Annotated in this window: 18 protein-coding genes; 13 read left to right on the top strand and 5 right to left on the bottom strand. The window is 57.1% G+C overall.

Annotation, left to right across the window (positions count from 1 at the left end):
• Positions 1–9: 9 nt before the first annotated feature.
• From hpaI to yjiA, 9 genes are all read left to right on the top strand, one after another.
• Complete coding sequence (gene hpaI, locus L383_RS02735) at positions 10–807, top strand: 4-hydroxy-2-oxoheptanedioate aldolase (RefSeq protein ID WP_014882413.1); 798 nt, start codon at positions 10–12, stop codon at positions 805–807.
• 21 nt (positions 808–828) lie between these two features.
• Complete coding sequence (gene hpaX / locus L383_RS02740; RefSeq protein WP_023331947.1) at positions 829–2,181, top strand: 4-hydroxyphenylacetate permease; 1,353 nt, start codon at positions 829–831, stop codon at positions 2,179–2,181.
• A complete protein-coding gene (gene hpaA / locus L383_RS02745) occupies positions 2,153–3,043 on the top strand; it encodes a 4-hydroxyphenylacetate catabolism regulatory protein HpaA (protein ID WP_014882411.1) in 891 nt (296 codons plus the stop codon). Before hpaX ends, hpaA begins: the two co-directional genes overlap by 29 nt.
• 195 nt (positions 3,044–3,238) lie before the next feature.
• Positions 3,239–4,801, top strand: a complete 1,563-nt coding sequence (gene hpaB / locus L383_RS02750) for a 4-hydroxyphenylacetate 3-monooxygenase, oxygenase component (RefSeq protein WP_023331946.1) — start codon at positions 3,239–3,241, stop codon at positions 4,799–4,801.
• A gap of 17 nt (positions 4,802–4,818) precedes the next feature.
• Entirely contained in the window at positions 4,819–5,328 is a 510-nt protein-coding gene (locus L383_RS02755) for a 4-hydroxyphenylacetate 3-monooxygenase reductase subunit (RefSeq protein ID WP_014882409.1), read from the top strand.
• A gap of 178 nt (positions 5,329–5,506) precedes the next feature.
• Entirely contained in the window at positions 5,507–6,424 is a 918-nt protein-coding gene (locus L383_RS02760; protein WP_023331945.1) for a helix-turn-helix transcriptional regulator, read from the top strand.
• A gap of 191 nt (positions 6,425–6,615) precedes the next feature.
• On the top strand, positions 6,616–8,769 hold the full coding sequence (locus tag L383_RS02765) for a carbon starvation CstA family protein (protein WP_014882408.1): 2,154 nt from the start codon (positions 6,616–6,618) through the stop codon (positions 8,767–8,769).
• 96 nt (positions 8,770–8,865) lie between these two features.
• On the top strand, positions 8,866–9,069 hold the full coding sequence (locus L383_RS02770; protein WP_003856610.1) for a YbdD/YjiX family protein: 204 nt from the start codon (positions 8,866–8,868) through the stop codon (positions 9,067–9,069).
• A gap of 10 nt (positions 9,070–9,079) precedes the next feature.
• Positions 9,080–10,033 carry a GTPase gene (gene yjiA, locus L383_RS02775; protein ID WP_023331944.1) on the top strand — a complete coding sequence of 318 codons (954 nt, stop codon included), beginning with the start codon at positions 9,080–9,082 and terminating at the stop codon, positions 10,031–10,033.
• A gap of 57 nt (positions 10,034–10,090) precedes the next feature.
• On the opposite strand, the gene L383_RS02780 is transcribed toward yjiA, so the two are convergent.
• Entirely contained in the window at positions 10,091–11,449 is a 1,359-nt protein-coding gene (locus L383_RS02780; RefSeq protein WP_023331943.1) for an esterase-like activity of phytase family protein, read from the bottom strand.
• Between the two features lie 410 nt (positions 11,450–11,859).
• Here L383_RS02780 and L383_RS02785 point away from each other — a divergent pair, with 410 nt between their 5' ends.
• Complete coding sequence (locus L383_RS02785) at positions 11,860–12,405, top strand: YfaZ family outer membrane protein (protein WP_023331942.1); 546 nt, start codon at positions 11,860–11,862, stop codon at positions 12,403–12,405.
• Between the two features lie 102 nt (positions 12,406–12,507).
• Here the strand turns inward: L383_RS02785 and L383_RS02790 are convergent, their stop codons facing one another.
• Positions 12,508–13,878 carry an NAD-dependent succinate-semialdehyde dehydrogenase gene (locus L383_RS02790; protein ID WP_023331941.1) on the bottom strand — a complete coding sequence of 457 codons (1,371 nt, stop codon included), beginning with the start codon at positions 13,876–13,878 and terminating at the stop codon, positions 12,508–12,510.
• Between the two features lie 151 nt (positions 13,879–14,029).
• Between L383_RS02790 and L383_RS02795 the strand changes: the two genes are divergently transcribed.
• Genes L383_RS02795 through L383_RS02805 form a run of 3 tightly spaced genes read left to right on the top strand, consistent with a single transcriptional unit; the run spans position 14,030 to position 16,749 of the window.
• A complete protein-coding gene (locus tag L383_RS02795; RefSeq protein ID WP_023331940.1) occupies positions 14,030–14,782 on the top strand; it encodes an AraC family transcriptional regulator in 753 nt (250 codons plus the stop codon).
• A 38-nt stretch (positions 14,783–14,820) separates the two neighbouring features.
• Positions 14,821–15,474 (top strand): LysE family translocator, encoded by a 654-nt coding sequence (locus L383_RS02800; RefSeq protein WP_023331939.1) that lies wholly within the window; start codon positions 14,821–14,823, stop codon positions 15,472–15,474.
• 3 nt (positions 15,475–15,477) lie between these two features.
• Complete coding sequence (locus L383_RS02805) at positions 15,478–16,749, top strand: DUF445 domain-containing protein (RefSeq protein WP_023331938.1); 1,272 nt, start codon at positions 15,478–15,480, stop codon at positions 16,747–16,749.
• Here L383_RS02805 and L383_RS02810 read toward each other — a convergent pair.
• The 3 genes from L383_RS02810 to L383_RS02820 are packed head-to-tail and all read right to left on the bottom strand — an operon-like array spanning position 16,746 to position 19,346.
• Positions 16,746–17,822, bottom strand: coding sequence for a DUF2955 domain-containing protein (locus tag L383_RS02810; protein WP_014882400.1), 1,077 nt, complete (start codon positions 17,820–17,822; stop codon positions 16,746–16,748). The two genes, L383_RS02805 and L383_RS02810, sit on opposite strands and share 4 nt — an antisense overlap.
• Positions 17,812–18,879 carry an HlyD family secretion protein gene (locus L383_RS02815; RefSeq protein ID WP_087529102.1) on the bottom strand — a complete coding sequence of 356 codons (1,068 nt, stop codon included), beginning with the start codon at positions 18,877–18,879 and terminating at the stop codon, positions 17,812–17,814. Before L383_RS02815 ends, L383_RS02810 begins: the two co-directional genes overlap by 11 nt.
• Complete coding sequence (locus tag L383_RS02820) at positions 18,876–19,346, bottom strand: MarR family winged helix-turn-helix transcriptional regulator (RefSeq protein WP_014882398.1); 471 nt, start codon at positions 19,344–19,346, stop codon at positions 18,876–18,878. Before L383_RS02820 ends, L383_RS02815 begins: the two co-directional genes overlap by 4 nt.
• Between the last annotated feature and the right edge of the window lie 145 nt (positions 19,347–19,491).

Raw genomic sequence — 19,491 nt, 5'->3', positions numbered from 1 at the left:
GAGACAATCATGCAGAATGCATTCAAAGCGGCGCTGAAAGCGGGCCGTCCACAAATCGGCTTATGGCTGGGGCTCACCAGCAGCTACAGCGCCGAACTGCTGGCCGGGGCAGGCTTCGACTGGCTGCTGATCGACGGCGAGCACGCCCCGAACAGCGTGCAAACCGTCTTAACCCAATTGCAGGCCATCGCCCCTTATCCGAGCCAGCCGGTGGTGCGCCCGTCGTGGAACGATCCGGTGCAGATCAAACAGCTGCTGGACGTCGGCGCACAAACTCTGCTGGTGCCGATGGTGCAAAACGCCGAGGAAGCGCGGCTGGCGGTACGTGCCACCCGCTACCCACCGGCGGGCATTCGCGGCGTCGGCAGCGCGCTGGCAAGAGCGTCGCGCTGGAACCGCATTCCGGACTATCTGCAGCAGGCTAACGACGCCATGTGCGTACTGGTGCAAATCGAAACCCGTGAGGCGCTGAAAAACCTGCCGCAGATCCTCGACGTGGAAGGCGTCGACGGCGTGTTTATCGGCCCGGCCGATCTCAGCGCCGACATGGGCTTTGCCGGTAATCCGCAGCACCCGGAGGTCCAGGCCGCTATCGAGCAGGCGATCGCGCAGATCCTGAGCGCGGGCAAAGCCCCCGGCATCCTGATGGCAAACGAGGCGCTGGCAAAACGCTATCTCGACCTCGGCGCGCTATTTGTCGCCGTCGGCGTCGACACCACCCTGCTCGCCCGCGGTGCGGAAGCGCTGGCTGCACGCTTTATCGAACAACCGGTTACGTCAGTTAATAACAATAAATCCGTCTACTAAACGTAAGATCTGGAGCGCACCATGACGACCTCTACCCTGCAAACCCATGATAATAAAGCTGTTGAACAACGCGCCATTAACAAGCTGTTCCGACGTTTAATCGTGTTTCTCTTTATCCTGTTTGTTTTCTCGTTTCTCGACCGCATCAACATCGGCTTTGCCGGACTGACGATGGGTAAAGATCTCGGCCTTACCTCCACCATGTTTGGCCTGGCCGCAACCCTGTTTTACGTCACCTATGTGCTGTGCGGGATCCCAAGCAACATCATGCTGGCGAAGATCGGCGCGCGGCGCTGGATCGCCGGGATCATGGTGGTGTGGGGCATCGCCTCCACCTGCACCATGTTCGCCACCAGCCCTGAAACCCTTTACGTCCTGCGCATGCTGGTTGGCATTGCCGAAGCCGGTTTCCTGCCGGGGATCCTGGTCTATCTCACATGGTGGTTCCCGGCCTATCACCGCGCCCGCGCCAACGCGCTGTTTATGATCGCCATGCCGGTCACCATGATGCTCGGTTCAATCCTCTCCGGGTACATTCTGGCGATGGACGGGCTGTGGAACCTGAAGGGCTGGCAGTGGCTGTTCCTGCTGGAAGGGCTGCCGTCAGTAGTGCTCGGGGTAGTAACCTGGTTCTACCTTAACGACACGCCGGATCAGGCCACCTGGCTGGATGAGGACGAAAAGCAGGCGCTGAAAACCATGATCGCCCGCGAGCAGGAGGTCGCCATTGCCCGCGCCGTCACGCCGCGCTCGACGCTGCGAGAAGTGCTGACGCCCGCCGTGCTGCTCTATACGCTGGCCTACTTCTGCCTGACCAACACGCTGAGCGCGATCAACATCTGGACGCCGCAGATCCTGCAGAGCTTTAACACCGGCAGCAGCAATATCGTCATTGGCCTGCTGGCGGCGATCCCGCAGTTTTGCACCATCCTCGGGATGATCTGGTGGAGCCGCCGATCCGACAGGCTGAAAGAGCGAAAAAAGCACACCATCCTGCCGTACCTGTTCGCGGCGGCGGGATGGATGCTGGCCTCCGCCACCGATCACAGCCTGATCCAGCTGCTTGGCATCATCATGGCCTCAACCGGATCATTTACCGCCATGGCGATATTCTGGACCACGCCAGATCGGGTGATTAGCCTGCAGTCCCGCGCGGTGGCGCTGGCGGTGATCAACGCCATCGGCAACGTGGGTTCTGCCGTTAGCCCGCTGCTGATCGGCATTCTGCGCGACGCGACCGGCAGCTTCAGCTCCGGGCTGTGGTTCGTGGCCGGGCTACTGGTGGTCGGCGCGCTGGTGCTGACGCGCATTCCGATGACGCAGCGGGATCAACAGAGGAACGATCATGTGCCAGAGCCCTATCGCCAACATTGATATCAGCAAGGAGTACGACGAAAGTCTGGGCACCGACGATGTGCACTATCAGTCGTTCGCCCGCATGGCGGCCTTTTTTGGCCGCGACATGCAGGCGCATCGTCACGACCAGTATTTTCAGATGCACTTTCTGGATACCGGGCAGATTGAACTCCAGCTCGACGATCACCGTTACTCGGTGCAGGCCCCGCTTTTCGTTCTCACGCCGCCGTCGGTGCCGCACGCGTTTATTACCGAATCCGACAGCGACGGGCACGTGCTGACGGTGCGCGAGGATCTAATCTGGCCGCTGCTGGAGGTGCTCTACCCCGGCACGCGGGAAGCGTTTGGTCTGCCGGGGATCTGCCTGTCGCTGGCCGACAAGCCTGATGAACTGGCGGCGCTGAAACACTACTGGCAGCTGATAGCCCGGGAGTCCATGGAACAGCTGCCGGGCCGCGAGCATACGCTGGTTCTGCTGGCGCAGGCCGTATTCACTCTGCTGCTGCGCAACGCGAAGCTCGACGATCACGCTTCAGGCGGTATGCGCGGCGAGCTGAAGCTGTTCCAGCGCTTTACCCAACTGATCGACACGCACTACCACCAGCACTGGACAGTGCCGGAATATGCCAGCGAACTGCACCTGACCGAATCCCGGCTAACCGATATCTGTCGCCGCTTCGCCAACCGCCCGCCGAAGCGGTTGATCTTCGACCGACAGCTGCGGGAAGCCAGACGGCTGCTGCTATTTTCCGACAGCGCGGTCAGCGAGATTGCCTGGCAGCTGGGGTTTAAAGATCCGGCCTATTTCGCCCGCTTTTTTAACCGCTTAGTGGGGTGCTCGCCAAGCGCATATCGGGCGCAGAAAGTACCGGTTTCCTGAACGCATCACGGTTCGTAGGGCGGGTAAGCGCAGCGCCACCCGCCGAAAAGCCGCACAGATCACAAATCCACATCCCCCCCGAAAAGTACCCGCCGTTGTCCCAATCGTCCCTTCACGTTCCGCCCCTCTCAGGCTTCAATTAAACAACAAAAACAAAACATAAATTTAACATCACCATTCCGATACGAGGTCCCTATGAAGCCTGAAGATTTCCGCGCCGATGCCAAACGTCCGTTAACCGGTGAAGAGTATTTAAAAAGCCTGCAGGACGGGCGTGAGATTTATATCTACGGCGAGCGCGTCAAAGACGTCACCACCCATCCGGCGTTTCGTAATGCGGCAGCCTCCATCGCGCAGATGTACGACGCCCTGCACAAGCCGGACATGCAGGACACGCTGTGCTGGGGCACCGACACCGGCAGCGGCGGTTACACCCACAAGTTCTTCCGCGTGGCGAAAAGCGCCGACGACCTGCGCCAGCAGCGCGACGCTATCGCCGAATGGTCACGCCTCAGCTACGGCTGGATGGGGCGTACGCCGGACTATAAGGCCGCGTTCGGCTGCGCACTCGGTGCCAACCCGGCCTTCTACGGTCAGTTCGAGCAGAACGCCCGCAGCTGGTACACCCGCATTCAGGAAACCGGCCTGTATTTCAACCACGCCATCGTTAACCCGCCTATCGACCGCCACAAACCGGCGGATGAGGTGAAAGACGTCTACATCAAACTGGAGAAAGAGACCGACGCCGGGATCGTTGTCAGCGGGGCGAAAGTGGTGGCAACCAACTCGGCGCTGACCCACTACAACATGATCGGCTTCGGCTCCGCGCAGGTGATGGGCGAAAACCCGGACTTTGCGCTGATGTTCGTCGCACCGATGGATGCCGAAGGCGTCAAGCTCATCTCCCGTGCCTCTTACGAGATGGTGGCTGGCGCAACCGGCTCCCCGTATGACTACCCGCTCTCCAGCCGCTTTGATGAGAACGACGCGATCCTGGTGATGGATCATGTGCTGATCCCGTGGGAAAACGTGCTGATCTACCGCGATTTCGACCGCTGTCGTCGCTGGACGATGGAAGGTGGCTTTGCGCGGATGTATCCGCTACAGGCATGCGTGCGCCTGGCAGTGAAGCTCGACTTCATCACCGCCCTGTTGAAAAAATCGCTGGAGTGTACCGGCACCCTTGAATTCCGCGGCGTACAGGCGGATCTCGGCGAGGTGGTGGCCTGGCGCAATATGTTCTGGGCGCTGAGCGACTCAATGTGCTCTGAAGCCACGCCGTGGGTCAATGGCGCGTATCTGCCGGACCACGCGGCGCTACAGACCTACCGCGTGATGGCCCCGATGGCCTACGCGAAGATTAAGAATATTATCGAACGTAACGTCACCAGCGGGTTGATCTATCTGCCGTCCAGCGCGCGGGACCTGAATAACCCACAGATTGACCAGTATCTGGCGAAATACGTGCGCGGCTCCAACGGCATGGATCACGTCGAACGCATCAAGATTTTGAAACTGATGTGGGATGCCATTGGCAGCGAGTTTGGCGGCCGTCACGAGCTGTATGAGATCAACTACTCCGGTAGCCAGGATGAAATTCGCCTGCAGTGTCTGCGCCAGGCGCAGAGCTCCGGCAACATGGACAAAATGATGGCGATGGTCGACCGCTGTATGTCCGAATACGACCAACACGGCTGGACGGTGCCGCACCTGCACAACAACAGCGATATCAACATGCTGGATAAGCTGCTGAAATAGCGCAGCGGGAGGTTTCAATGCAATCAGAAGAACGCCTGCGTTTTCGCGACGCGATGGCCAGCCTGTCGGCCGCAGTCAATGTCGTCACCACCGAGGGGGAAGCAGGCCGCTGCGGCATTACCGCCACCGCAGTCTGTTCGGTTACGGACACGCCGCCGTCGGTCATGGTGTGCATCAACGCCAACAGCGCCATGAACCCGGTATTCCAGGGCAACGGCAGACTGTGCATAAACGTGCTGAACCACGAGCAGGAGATCATGGCTCGCCACTTCGCCGGGATGACCGGTATGACAATGGAGGAGCGCTTTGCCCTCTCCTGCTGGCAGAAAGGTCCGCTGGCGCAGCCGATGCTGAAAGGTGCGCTGGCCAGCCTTGAAGGCGAGATAAGCCAGGTGCAAACCATCGGCACGCATCTGGTGTATCTTGTTGAAATTAAAAATATCATTCTGAGTGATGCAGGACACGGCCTGATCTACTTCAAACGCCGTTTCCACCCGGTCATGATGGAGGTGGAAGCCACCGCGTAATTCTCCCGCGCGCTGGCCTTTTTTTCGGCCAGCGCCACTTTCTGCAAAAACTCCTAAGGTTTCCGCTAAATCACGCCGTTATACAACCATAAGATAAATTTTCTGTGCCTGAATACTGACATCTCTGGTCAGTGCTTCCCGCTTCATTCAGCGCATACCTAATATACAGGATGACCTTATGGCTAAAACGACGCGGAGCCGCTCGGCTGAACGTCTGGTCGATATTCTGGTTGAGCTACATTTAAACGGTGTGGTAAACCGCAGTGCGCTAATGACCAAATTTAAAATTACCGAGCGTACCGTCTACCGGGATTTAAATGCGCTCTCTCCTATCGTTGAACATACCGGTAACGGGCTATATCGGCTGATCCATTCCGCACAATCTCCCGGCGGACAAGGGTTACATCTCACACTGGCTAACTTCCTGAATGCAGATAACTTTTTCCCTGAAAGAAATACGGAATTCTGGCAAAAGCTGGAAACACGCGTTGACGAAAATCATATTCTTATCCTTGGTAACGACGCAGAGCACACGGTACAACGTGATATCAGCCGTCATTTAGCGAAAATTGAGAAATCTATTAAGAACCATAATGTTTGCCAGATCGTTTATAAGGGTAAAACCCGCCTGATTAATCCCTATAAACTCATTAACAAAAAAAATATATGGTATTTACAAGCTACCGAAAATAGTCGGCTTAAATCCTTTTCATTGAGTCAGATTCGCTGGTTTGATATTCAGAAAACCCTTTTTACCCCTGAAGAGAATGTCCGCGCGCTCCTGGAAAAAAGCCTCGATCCGTGGGTGTCTGAAGATACTTTCACAGTGAAAATATTCATTAAAGATAATATTTCACATTACTTCCTGCGCCGGGATCTTCTGCCGGAACAAGAGCTGCTGGAAGAACAACGCGGCGGTATCACGCTGCGCTGCCGGGCGGCACACGAGAACCAGATCCTGCCGCTGCTGTTCTACTGGCTGCCGAATATTCAAATCCTGGAGCCGAACTGGCTGAAGGAGAAACTGGTTAAAACGCTGGAAAACTATCTGGCGATGGCGCGCAGCCCGGATAACCACGTGATCTCAATCACATAATTTCCTCCAGCGGCGGCGAGCCTTAACCACTCGCCGCTTCCTTTGACCGCTCACCCGTCACTTTCAACCACTCATTCATTTACCCACCTTTACACGCGCGAGGATCTGGCACGATCGCTCCAGCATTACTCAATACCTCCTCACAACGAACCTTGACCCTTTTTTCTTTACATAAAAAACCAGGTCTTACTATGGATACTAAAAAACTACTTAAGCACGTGCCCTGGGCCTTACTCGGGATCCTCGGTGCTTTCTGTCTGGCGGTTGTCGCATTACGCCGGGGCGAACACGTCAGCGCCCTGTGGATCGTCGTCGCGTCCGTTTCCGTCTATCTTGTGGCTTATCGCTACTACAGCTTATACATCGCGCAGAAGGTCATGAAGCTCGACCCAACGCGCGCCACGCCGGCGGTCATTAACAATGACGGCCTGAACTACGTGCCAACCAACCGCTACGTGCTGTTTGGTCACCACTTTGCCGCCATTGCAGGCGCTGGCCCGCTGGTCGGCCCGGTACTGGCCGCGCAGATGGGCTACCTGCCGGGTACGCTCTGGCTGCTGGCGGGCGTGGTGCTCGCGGGCGCGGTGCAGGACTTTATGGTGCTGTTTATCTCCTCACGCCGTAACGGTTCGTCGCTGGGTGAGATGATCAAAGAAGAGATGGGTCGCGTGCCGGGCACCATTGCCCTGTTCGGTTGTTTCCTGATTATGATCATTATCCTCGCGGTGCTGGCGCTGATCGTCGTAAAAGCGCTGGCCGAAAGTCCGTGGGGCGTGTTTACCGTCTGCTCTACCGTACCGATTGCGCTGTTCATGGGCATTTACATGCGCTTCCTGCGCCCGGGGCGCGTGGGCGAAGTCTCCGTGATTGGTATCGTGCTGCTGGTTGCCTCTATCTACTTTGGCGGCGTCATTGCGCATGACCCGTACTGGGGCCCGGCGCTGACCTTTAAGGACACCACCATCACCTTCGCGCTGATTGGTTACGCGTTTGTATCCGCCCTGCTGCCGGTATGGCTGATTCTGGCACCACGTGATTACCTCGCGACCTTCCTGAAAATCGGGGTTATCGTCGGGCTGGCTATCGGGATTGTGATCATCAACCCTGAGCTGAAAATGCCGGCGGTGACTCAGTACATTGACGGCACCGGTCCACTGTGGAAAGGCGCGCTGTTCCCGTTCCTGTTTATCACCATCGCCTGTGGTGCCGTGTCTGGCTTCCACGCGCTGATCTCCTCCGGCACCACGCCGAAGCTGATGGCCAACGAAACCGACGCGCGCTTTATCGGTTACGGCGCGATGCTGATGGAATCCTTCGTGGCGATCATGGCGCTGGTTGCGGCGTCTATCATCGAACCGGGCCTGTACTTCGCAATGAACACCCCGCCTGCGGGTCTGGGCATCACCATGCCAAACCTGCATGAGATGGGCGGCGAAAATACCGCGCTGATCATGGCCCAACTGAAGGATGCCAGCGCCCACGCGGCAGCGACCGTCAGCTCCTGGGGCTTCGTGATCTCCCCTGAGCAGATCATGCAGACCGCGAAAGACATCGGCGAACCGTCCGTGCTGAACCGCGCAGGTGGCGCACCGACGCTGGCTGTCGGTATCGCACATGTGTTCCATAAAGTGCTGCCGTGGGCAGACATGGGCTTCTGGTACCACTTCGGTATTCTGTTTGAAGCGCTGTTTATCCTCACCGCGCTGGATGCCGGTACCCGTGCGGGCCGCTTCATGCTGCAGGACCTGCTGGGTAACTTCGTGCCGTTCCTGAAGAAAACCGACTCTCTGGTGGCGGGTGTGCTCGGCACTGCGGGTTGCGTAGGCCTGTGGGGTTACCTGCTGTATCAGGGCGTGGTTGATCCACTCGGCGGCGTGAAGAGCCTGTGGCCGCTGTTCGGTATCTCTAACCAGATGCTGGCCGCTGTGGCTCTGGTACTTGGCACCGTCGTACTGGTGAAAATGAAACGCACCAAATACATCTGGGTGACCGTCATTCCTGCACTGTGGCTGCTGCTCTGCACTACCTGGGCGCTGGGCCTGAAGCTGTTCAGCACCAACCCGCAGCTGGAAGGCTTCTTCTTCATGGCGAACCAGTACAAAGAGAAGATTGCCGCAGGCGGCGCAGATCTGACCGCGCAGCAGATTGCCAACATGAACCATATCGTGGTGAACAACTACACCAACGCAGGTCTGAGCATTCTGTTCCTGGTGGTGGTGTACAGCATCATTTTCTACGGTATCAAAACCTGGCTGAAAGTGCGTAACGCCGAAGGCCGTACGGATAAAGAAACGCCGTACGTGCCGGTGCCGGAAGGCGGCGTGAAGACCTCTTCACACCATTAAAAAAATGGCGGGTGGCGCTACGCTGACCCGCCCTACAACGGTACTGTAGGCCCGGTAAGCGTAGCGCCACCGGGCTTTGTCTTATCAGGATGCATTATGTTTGGTAACTTAGGCGAAGCGAAAAAATACCTCGGTCAGGCGGCAAAAATGCTGATTGGTATTCCGGACTATGACAACTACGTTGAGCATATGAAGACCAACCATCCGGATAAACCGTACATGACCTACACTGAATTCTTCCGCGAGCGTCAGGAAGCACGCTACGGTGGAAGTGGAGAAGGCGGCGTCCGCTGCTGCTAAAGGAGAGAACATGACCCCGATTGCCGTCACCCTGCTGACCGGTTTCCTCGGCGCCGGTAAAACCACCCTGCTGCGCCACATCCTGAACGAGCAGCACGGCTTCAGGATCGCCGTCATCGAAAACGAATTCGGCGAAGTCTCCGTGGACGATCAATTGATTGGCGATCGCGCCACGCAGATCAAAACCCTGACCAACGGCTGCATCTGCTGTACCCGCTCAAACGAGCTGGAAGACGCCCTGCTGGATCTGCTCGACAGCCGCGATCGCGGTGAAATCGACTTCGACCGTCTGGTGATTGAATGCACCGGCATGGCCGACCCCGGCCCGATTATTCAGACCTTTTTCTCCCATGACATTCTTTGCCAGCGCTACCTGCTGGACGGCGTCATCGCCCTGGTCGATGCGGTTCACGCCAACGATCAGATGAATCAGTTCACCATCGCCCAGTCTCAGGTGGGCTACGCTGACCGCATCCTGCTGACCAAAACCGACGTGGCGGGTGACAGCGAGAAACTGCGTGAACGTCTGACCCGCATTAACTCCCGCGCGCCGATTTACACCGTGACGCACGGCGATATCGACCTCTCACAGCTGTTCAACACCAACGGCTTTATGCTGGAAGAGAACGTCACCACGAAACCGCGTTTCCACTTTATGGGAGACAAGCAAAACGACGTGACGTCGATTGTGGTGGAGCTGGATTACCCGGTGGATATCAGCGAGGTCTCCCGCGTGATGGAGAACCTGCTGCTGTCATTTGCCGACAAACTGCTGCGCTACAAAGGGATGCTGTGGATCGACGGCGAACCGAACCGCCTGCTGTTCCAGGGCGTGCAGCGCTTATACAGCGCCGACTGGGATCGCCCGTGGGGCGATGAAGCGCCGCGTAGCGTAATGGTATTTATTGGCATACAGCTGCCGGAGGAAGAGATTCGCGCGGCGTTTGCAGATCTGAAAAAATAACCGCCCTGCTTCCCCTCTCCCCCGTGGGGAGAGGGGAAGGTTGAGGGGTGCCTAAACTTATTTCAACGCCTCCGGCAGCGTCACAATCCACAGCTCACTATCCGACTCAGGCTTCTTCAGCGGCTTCACGCTAAGCGTGGTTTCAACCGGTTTATCATCCAGCGTCAGCTTGCCTTCCGCGTTCACCCGATAATCCTTGAGCTTCTTGCCCTCGACCGGATTTTGCATCGCCACCTTCACGCCAAAGTCATTATCGTTCGCCACGGCAAGCCGTTTGCTGTCGATCAGCGCCAGCCCTTCAGCTTTCTCCTGCTGCCAGCCCAGCGCGCGCAAATCAACGACCTGCGTTTTTGCCGCAAGGGTAATGCCGCGCTGCTTCAGGGTTTTCTCATCATCAAACTCCGGGTACTCGCCCGGCTTGTCAAAGGCGCTCAGGTCGCTCGCCTTGCTGAGGTCCACCTTGTAGATAAGGTTACGCATCCCGTCATTTTTATCGCTGCCCTGCTCAATCAGCAGGATATGCTGGTCATCAAGCGCCACGATGTCGCCGATTTTGGCATCACTGTTTTTGCTGTAGGCCGCGCTGTCGATAGGGTAGCCGTACATCGCTGTTTTGCCGGTCGCCGGGTCGAAGCTCACGAGACGCGTAAACAGCGCCTGCTTTTTGCTTTTACCGTCGATATCCAGCGTACTTTGTACCGCGGCGATAATGCGCCCGTCCGGCATACGGGTCAGGCCTTCAAAGCCCCGGTTCGGTTGACGCCATTTGATAACGTTTGGCAGACCGCCCGCGATCGACTTTTCCCCTTCCGCCGTCTGCGGGCCGTGGATCGCCAGGATTTTCCCTTTACTGTCGACGTTAATCAGAAACGGGCCATACTCGTCGCACAGCCAGTAGCCGCCTTTGCCATCCGGCGTGATGCCTTCCGTATCCAGCCCGCGGTTGTCACCCTTCAGCGTCTTGAGAGTGTCGCTAAACGCCACCTCATTGGTGGATCCAATCACGCCGCTTTGCAGCTGCAGACCGTTAATCTCGCCTTTATCGTCATGCAGCGGGCGGGCATCCGTCGCTTCTGCTTTACCGTTCTGCACGCGGATGGTCATCAGCAGCGGCGCGAAATCCGGCGTGACAAAAATTTTGGCTTCATTTTTACCCATTTTTGGCGCATCGGCGTTTGGACCGCGATCGGTCACGGTTGCAAAGGTCAGGGCATCGCCCTGCTTACCCGTAAACAGCAGGCCAGAGCCAATACCCACCGGGAGTCCGTTCGGAAATGCGCTGGCGAACGCGCCGCTGTAGTTGACGTGTGAGCCTTCAGGAAAGCTGACGACATAGCGTTCAGCCGTGGGCTGTGCCGCCAGGCCAGAGAAAGAGAGCGCACAACCAACCAGCACAGGAATGATTTTTCTTTTCATATTGTTAGCATCCAGTAAATGAAGCCAACAACGTAATAAACAAACGTGTCAGAAAAATGACATCGCAGGGAAAGGCGCCTGCGCGAGAGGACGTGTTTTCACCACCATAAGTGTAAATCTTTGTTGTTTTATGTGATTTTTGAAATATTTTTGGAAATTTCTGGAGCCTCCATTATTACACCTCCAGTCACTATCCCGTCCTCGTTCAGTTTATGTTTAGTCAAAAAACTAAACGGTTTCTAAACGCCTGAAAATCACGCGTTGACTCCCGTTCAACCAAACAAAAACGCAACATTAAATAAATTAAATTTAACAAAACCAGCATAAAACAGCGACTTGTATCACATTTGCAGTCATAAACGTCGCTTGTTATGGTGCCTCCAGATTAATTTGATGATGAGGCACGAAACATGAAAAAACTGAATATCCTTCTTCTTTCTGCACTGACCGCCCTCTCTGGTTCCGCACTGGCCATGGGCGGTAGCGTTGAGCAGGGTAAAAACTTTACTAACCTCAATCTGGAAATGGGCAAATCCTCATCCGGCCTGTACGCCGAAAGCAACTGGCTCAAAAACACCGATGACGGTACCCAGACCGGTGGCGTAGGCGCAGGCTACAACCTGGAAGTGGGCCCGGTCATGCTGAACGCAGGCGCGAAGGCGATCTACATCGGCCCGAAAAAAGGCGATAACGGCGTGGCGTTCCCGATTGGTGGCGGCGTAAACGTTGCGCTGACTGACAGCATCCATGTCTATGGCGAAGGTTACGTTGCGCCTGAAGGCCTGAACAACAGCGTGAAAAACTACGTGGAAGCCAACGGCGGCGTAAGCTGGACACCTGTCACGCCGCTGACCCTGAAAGTGGGTTACCGCCACGTGAGCGTTGATGGCAAAGACGGTCGCCCTGGCCACACGCTGATTGACGGCGCATACGTGGGCGGTGGTGTGTCCTTCTAAGGCTGTATTGCGCGTTTCGCCCGGCGGCGCTACGCTTGCACGGGCCTACGGGTTTTGTAGGCCGGGTAAGCGCAGCGCCACCCGGCAAGAAAGGCGATGACGTTACTTACGCACCACCACCAGCTTCTGGTTCACAAACTCTTTTATCCCCAGATCCGACAGCTCGCGTCCATAACCGGAGCGCTTCACGCCGCCGAACGGCAGCTCTGGCGCGGTATCGGTGAGCCAGTTGATGTACACCATCCCGGTCTCAATCCGCGACGCCATTTTCTTCGCGCGCTCGATATCCTGACTGAATACCGCCCCACCCAGGCCATAGTGTGAATCGTTCGCCAGGGCGACGGCCTCGTCGTCGTTTTTCACCACATACATCTGGGCCACCGGACCGAAGAACTCCTCGAAATACGCCGGGTTGTCGCGAGAGATATTCGTCAGAATCGTCGGCTCGAAGAAGCTGCCGTCACGCTGAACAGGTTTACCGCCATAGTGCAGCGTCGCACCGTTTTTCACCGCCTCGTTAACCTGTTTGGTCAGCGTTTCCAGCGCATCTTTAGACGAGAGCGGTCCCAGCGTGGTGCTTTCGTCCAGCGGATCGCCGATTTTCACCTGCTTAAACGCCTCGGTGAATTTAGTCAGGAAGGCATCCGCAATCTTTTCATGCAGGATAAAGCGCTTCGCCGCGGTACAGACCTGCCCGGCGTTGTTGAGGCGCGCACTGACCCCCGTCTTCACCGCTTTTTCGAGGTCGGCGTCATCCAGCACCACGAAGACGTCGTTACCGCCCAATTCCAGCGTGGATTTCTTGATGTGCTTCGCCGCCTGTGCGGCCACGACGCTACCGGCTTTTTCGGAACCGGTCAGCGCGGCACCCTGGACGCGATCGTCAGCGATGATGTTCGCCACCTGATCGGACGAGATAAACAGGTTGGTCCACGCCCCTTCCGGCGCACCCGCCTCGCGTACCAGATGGGCAAAGGTCTCAGCGCAGTGCGGTACAATGCTGGCGTGTTTGGCGATGACCGGGTTCCCCGCCGCCAGGTTCGGCGCCAGAACGCGCATCAGTTGGTAGTACGGGAAGTTCCACGGCTCAACGGCCATCAGTACACCGATGGGGTGATGCTCCACCCACGCTTCCCCAAGTTCAGAAGGATACTTCACCGGCGCCAGGAACTGCTTCGCGTTGTCGGCGTAGTAGCGCGCGATTTGTGCGCACAGCTTCACCTCGCCGCGGCTCTGCTCGATGAGCTTACCCATCTCCTGACTGGCGATTTTCGCCAGATCGTCCACGCGCTCGTCGATCAGGTCGGCAAGCTTATGCAACACCGGGAGACGCTGGTTGATGTCGCCTTTCGCCCAGTCAGAATGGTAAAGCGCATCAGCCGCCTTCAGGGCCGCTTCAATATCCGCGTCGGTATGTGAGGGGTATTCTTTGATGAGCTGGTTAGTGGCAGGATTTACTGTCTGATAAGCCATATCGAATCTCCATGTTTTACCGCTTAGGGTATTAAGGGTAGTCAACATGACTGGCTATGGACGTAAAGTTGGGTATATCCGGACGGTTCCTAATGAAGCGCTGCCAGACGGTTCCCTGACGTGGTATAAAAAACGTCCAGAAGGAGTTCCCATGACCGATACCCGACACATCCTCCAGACTTTTCACCGCGCCTCAGGCCTTGAGCTGCGCAGCACATGGCAGAGCATGCAGGCCTACAAACGTCATTGTCATCCTCAACTCTCTATTGGCGCGATCGTGGAAGGCCAGACCTGCTGCGTGTGCCATGACAGGGAGTACATCCTTCATCCCGGGGATCTGATTGTGATCCCGGCTTATGCGCCGCACAGCTGCAACCCCATCGCCGGGCAAGCGCGCAGCTACCATATGCTCTATATCGACACCGATCGTCCTCTGGCACTCCAGGTGATCCGTAAAGCTACGTTCTTTAAGCACTTCCTTGATATTGTTGAGACAATGTCGCCTGCATCCGTGGACAGGCTGCTTTCTGCCCTTCCCCACCGTGCGGATAACCCTGATGCGCTGCGTTCAACCAGCCAGCATATTCAGCAGGCACTTCTTGCCGATCTGGCTGCACCGCCTTCACTTGATGAACTGGCTCAACGCTTCTCGCTACGCAAGGAGACGCTGATTCGTACCTTCCGGCAGGACACCGGGCTGACGCCAGCCAGCTTCCTTAATATCTCCCGCGTGGAATACGCCAAAGCACGGCTGCGCGCCGGGGATGATATTGCCGACGTGAGCTACCAGAGTGGGTTTGCCGATCAGAGCCATTTCCATAAGACCTTCGTTCGCTATAGCGCCGCTACGCCGCGCCAGTACGCCACAGGACGATCAATATCAGACAATAATCAGGATACGTAACACCGTAAGGTGATCTCAGTTACGGCTATGAGGTCACTATGGAACTGTTCTTCCCTTCCGCTTTTCTCGCCCTGGCGCTGGCGCATTTTGTTGCGCTGTTAAGCCCGGGTCCGGATTTCTTCTTGCTTGTGGGCTACGCTGCGCGCTACCGACTGCGCGGCAGCGCCGGGCTGTGCCTCGGCATCGCCGCGGGTAATGCGCTCTATATTGTTCTGGTGATTGTCGGCTGGAGCGCCCTGCGCCAGTTTACGTGGCTGTTTACGCTAATCGAACTGTCCGGGGCGCTGTACCTGCTGTGGATTGGCTCGCACCTGGTGCGCAGCCGACCGCAGACGCTGGCGCTGAATGAAACTCATCAGCGGCTTCCCGCATTGCGTAAGCAAATCCTGCTGGGGCTCGGCTCGGCACTGCTTAATCCGAAGAACGCGCTGTTCTATCTGGCGCTGATGACGGCGTTACTGGGGCCAGACGTCACGCTGCTTCAGCAGGCAACCTGCGGCGTCTGGATGGTGATGGTGGTGCTGGTGTGGGATCTGGCGCTGGTATCGCTTATGGGGTTGCGAGCAGTGCAACAGAAGCTCAGCCGTGCGCTCTGGTGGATTGAACGCACGGCGGGCGTGGTGCTGATGGGGTTTGGCGGGTGGGTGCTGTGGCGATTTTTGCATTTTCTTCCCGTCTCCCTCTATCCTTAACCCATGGAAAAAATAGCTGAACTCAAACGCGCTAAGCTTCTCGCGCTGTCGCTGCTGCTGATTGCCGCCGCGGCGTTTATCTTCACTCTGTTCCTGCCGCAGACTTTCTGGGTGCGCGGGGTAAAGGCGATTGCCGAGGCGGCGATGGTCGGCGCACTGGCGGACTGGTTCGCCGTCGTTGCGCTGTTTCGCCGGGTCCCCATTCCGTTTATCGCGCGCCATACCGCGATTATCCCGCGCAATAAAGACCGTATCGGCGACAATCTTGGCCAGTTTGTGCAGGAGAAGTTTCTGGACACCCAGTCCCTGGTAGCGTTAATCCGCCGCTATGAACCCGCGCACATGATCGGTGCCTGGTTCAGCAAGCCTGACAACGCCCAGCGCGTTGGGCTGCATCTGATGCAGGTGATGAGCGGGTTCCTTGAGTTGACCGACGACGGGCGCATTCAGCGGATGCTCAAACGCGCGGTGCATAAGGCCATCGATAAGGTCGATTTCACCGAAACCAGCGCCGTGATGCTGGAGAGCATGACCAAAAACAACCGCCACCAGGTGCTGCTCGATGCCATCATCAACCGCCTGATTACCCTGATTCAGCGCGACAGCACGCGGGAATTTATCTCTGACCAGATCGTCCACTGGCTGAAGACCGAGCATCCCCGCAAAGCGATGGTATTGCCCACCGAGTGGCTGGGCGATCAGAGTGCAGAGATGGTATCGAATGCGGTGAACACGTTGCTGGACGATATCAGCCACGACCGCACGCACCAGATCCGTCAGGCGTTCGACCGGGCCACGCTGAAGCTTATCGACAACCTGAAAAACGATCCGGAAATGGCGGCGAAAGCCGACAACATCAAGCACTACCTGAAAAATGACGAGGCGTTTAACCGCTATCTGGGGGAAATGTGGGCCGATCTGCGCCAGTGGCTGAAGGCGGATATGCAAAGTGAAGACTCGCGCGTGAAGCAGCGCATCGCCAACGCCGGGCTGTGGTTTGGCGAAACGCTGACAAACGATGCCAGCCTGCGGGCGTCGCTGAACGAGCATCTGGAGCAGGCCGCGCACCGCGTCGCGCCGGATTTCGCCGCGTTCCTGACCCGCCACATCAGCGACACGGTGAAAAGCTGGGATGCTAAAGACATGTCCCGCCAGATCGAGCTGAATATCGGCAAAGATCTGCAGTTTATCCGCGTCAACGGTACGCTGGTGGGCGGGACGATTGGCCTGATCCTGTTTTTACTCTCGCATCTGCCTGTCGTGCTGGGACATTAATCCGCTTTGGGCGGCGCGATGATATAGCGCGTCGCCTCGAAGCGATTCAGGATCAAATGCACCAGAAAGACCATCGTCAGCGTCGCCACCAGCGAAAACGTGACGGAGGTGATGCGATAAAGATCGCTGAACACCAGGTCGCTGTCAGGGTGCATGTTCTGCCCGAACATAATGCCAATGGTGGTAATACTGGAAAATCCTACGCCTGCGCCTACTTTCTCCATCACATGCAGACGTGCGCCAAACGCCAGCCCAAGGCCAATCAGCGGCATCATGAGCAGCATATGGCTACTGTGGTCGTAGAGGATGAGCTGGACAACCAGGATATAAAGACAGCCCAATACCACGCCGACCACGCGCCAGATGGAGCTCATCACCGCGCCACGATAGTGCATCGGGAACAGGATCAAAATCCCGGCCATCAGCGCCGAGAGGGAATCGCTTAAGTCACTGATTTGAAAAACGACGAAAATCAGCGTCGCGACGGTGCCGGAGAGCAGCGACTCATGGCGCACGCGGGCATCGTCTTTCTCAATCAATGGCGGCGGCTTGCGGGGTTCAACGTCCGGCAGGAGATAGTTCATCAGCGCACTCAGGCACACCGCCATCACGCTCGCTTCGATGTTGGAAAACAGCAGTGTGTGCCAGTTGGTGGTGGGGTAGCTCATAAAATTGAGCATCACGCTCTGGCACACTACGCCCATCGACCCGAACAGGAACAGCGGCCCTTTGCTCATAAAGCGAAAACGCATGACGTACAGGGCAAACACCACCAGCGTCATGATGACCGGCCATTGCGACAGATAGCCGATGATAATCACCATTTCAACGCAGTTCAGCGATGCACTGAAGATAAACTGCTTCGCCACATGGCGGTTGAAGACCGGCACCAGCGAGAGCAGCATGATCGGGTAGACCACAAAAAACACGCCGTAGCTGGTGTTGTAGAAACTGGAAATGCTCAGCGCAATCATCCCTGCAAAGACGATGCGCAAAGTCTGGCGAAAGTCGTTTGCCGTGTAGACGATGTTACCGTGCGGGGTGAACACCCGCGCCAGCGTATTAATAGACATAATGCAGCAGGCTCACCAGATGGATCTGCATCCCGGAGAAGAAGCGCGCAAACGGCCCTTCACTGTTATAGAGCTGGACAGTCGCCCGCGCGCCGGTCGGCAGTGGCTTCGGCAGCGCCTCGTCCAGCATGACGTGAATGCGCATGCGTTGGGCGTCACGCACCCAGCGGTTCGAGGTTTCCGGCTCGGAGAGCTGACCGTTCACCGCCTCCTGACCCGCGAGGATCCCCGCGTCGCTGCTGGTCACGTGGGCGCGGAAGACGCGTCCCGGAAAGGCGTCAAACACCACCGCGGCATCGGTGCCCTGATGGGTATGGCGCAGGCTTTTCTCGCGGAAATCGGCCACGATATCGGTCTGGTTGTTCACCAGCGCTAGCGCCGCTGCGCCTGAGGAGGCATAAAAACCGGGGCTTAACTGCAGGTTACTGACCGTGCCGTCTGCCTGAGCATACACCTTCGTCCAGCCGAGATTCAGCTCCGCCTCATCCAGCGCGTTGCGGTATTTTTGCAGCGTGACGTTGCGGTGTTCATCCCGCTCGCCGCGCTGAATACGCAGGTTCTGGATATTAGCCTGAATGGTGCTGACGGACTGCTCGCTGCTCTGCCAGGTGGTCCGGACTTTATCCAGATCCGCCTGCGAGACGTTCTGTAACGTGCTCAGCTTCTGATAACGTTCGAAGGTCACTTTATCGTTACGCGCGGTCAGCACGGCGGTTTTCAGGCTGGCCTGCGCGGCGGCGATCTGCGCGTCCAGCTGCTGGTTGGAAAGACGAGCCTGCTCCAGCGCGATTTGCGCCGCTTCCACTTTATTGCGAAACGGCGTGTCGTCGAGTTCAAACAGCAGATCGCCCCGCTTCACCTGGCTGTTGTTGTGCACATGCACGGCCGCCACATAGCCGGAGACACGCGGAGAAACCGGCGTCACCACGCGCATCACGGTGGAGTCCGGCGTCAGCGGGATCCAGATATCCGCGACGACAAAATAGATAAACATCAGCAGGAAAGAGGCAATACTCACCCTTACCCAGCGGGCAAACTTTTGTTCAGGGGTCATTATTTTTCGGTCTTGTTGTCTTCTTCGCGGATTGTCCGCAAATTACAGGCGATTTGATTCAGGGTGGCGCTGAAGATCTCGATATGTTCCGGCGCGATATTTTGCGATACCCGCGCCTGATAGGTCTCAATCACCTGAGTAAGCCTTTTTAAAATGGCTTTTCCCTCAGGCGTCAGCGTCAGAAGCCGGATGCGCTTGTCATAAGGCGATGTGGTGCGCAGCAGGTAACCCTGTTTTTCCAGCTGTGTGAGCGTGCGCATAAGCGGCGGCAGTTCAATGCCCTGCACCTCCGCCAGCTCACTCATTGAGACGTTATCCCCAAGTTGAAAAAGCTGCATCATCACCGTCCAGCTCGACTGGGTTAACCCGGTATCGAGAATGGCATCGTCGATCACCGCACGCCACTGACGCACGATCATCGCCATCCGCATACCCATCGGCCTGCGGCTAAACAGTTCTTCTTCACTCATAGGGAGTCCCTCTCGTCACACGCAGTCAAGATAATAGTTATCAGGGTAAGTATCAAGAAACGAGGGACGAAAGCGCAGGAATTGCGAAAACGACGTTCTCCCTCTCCCTGTGGGAGAGGGCCGCGGTGAGGGCATCAGCCCGCAG

This window comes from Enterobacter sp. MGH 37 (assembly GCF_000534515.1).
GTDB classification, from domain to species: Bacteria; Pseudomonadota; Gammaproteobacteria; order Enterobacterales; family Enterobacteriaceae; genus Enterobacter; species Enterobacter kobei.
Note: the sequence above shows the minus strand (reverse complement) of the source record. Positions and strands in the feature narration are given on the sequence as shown.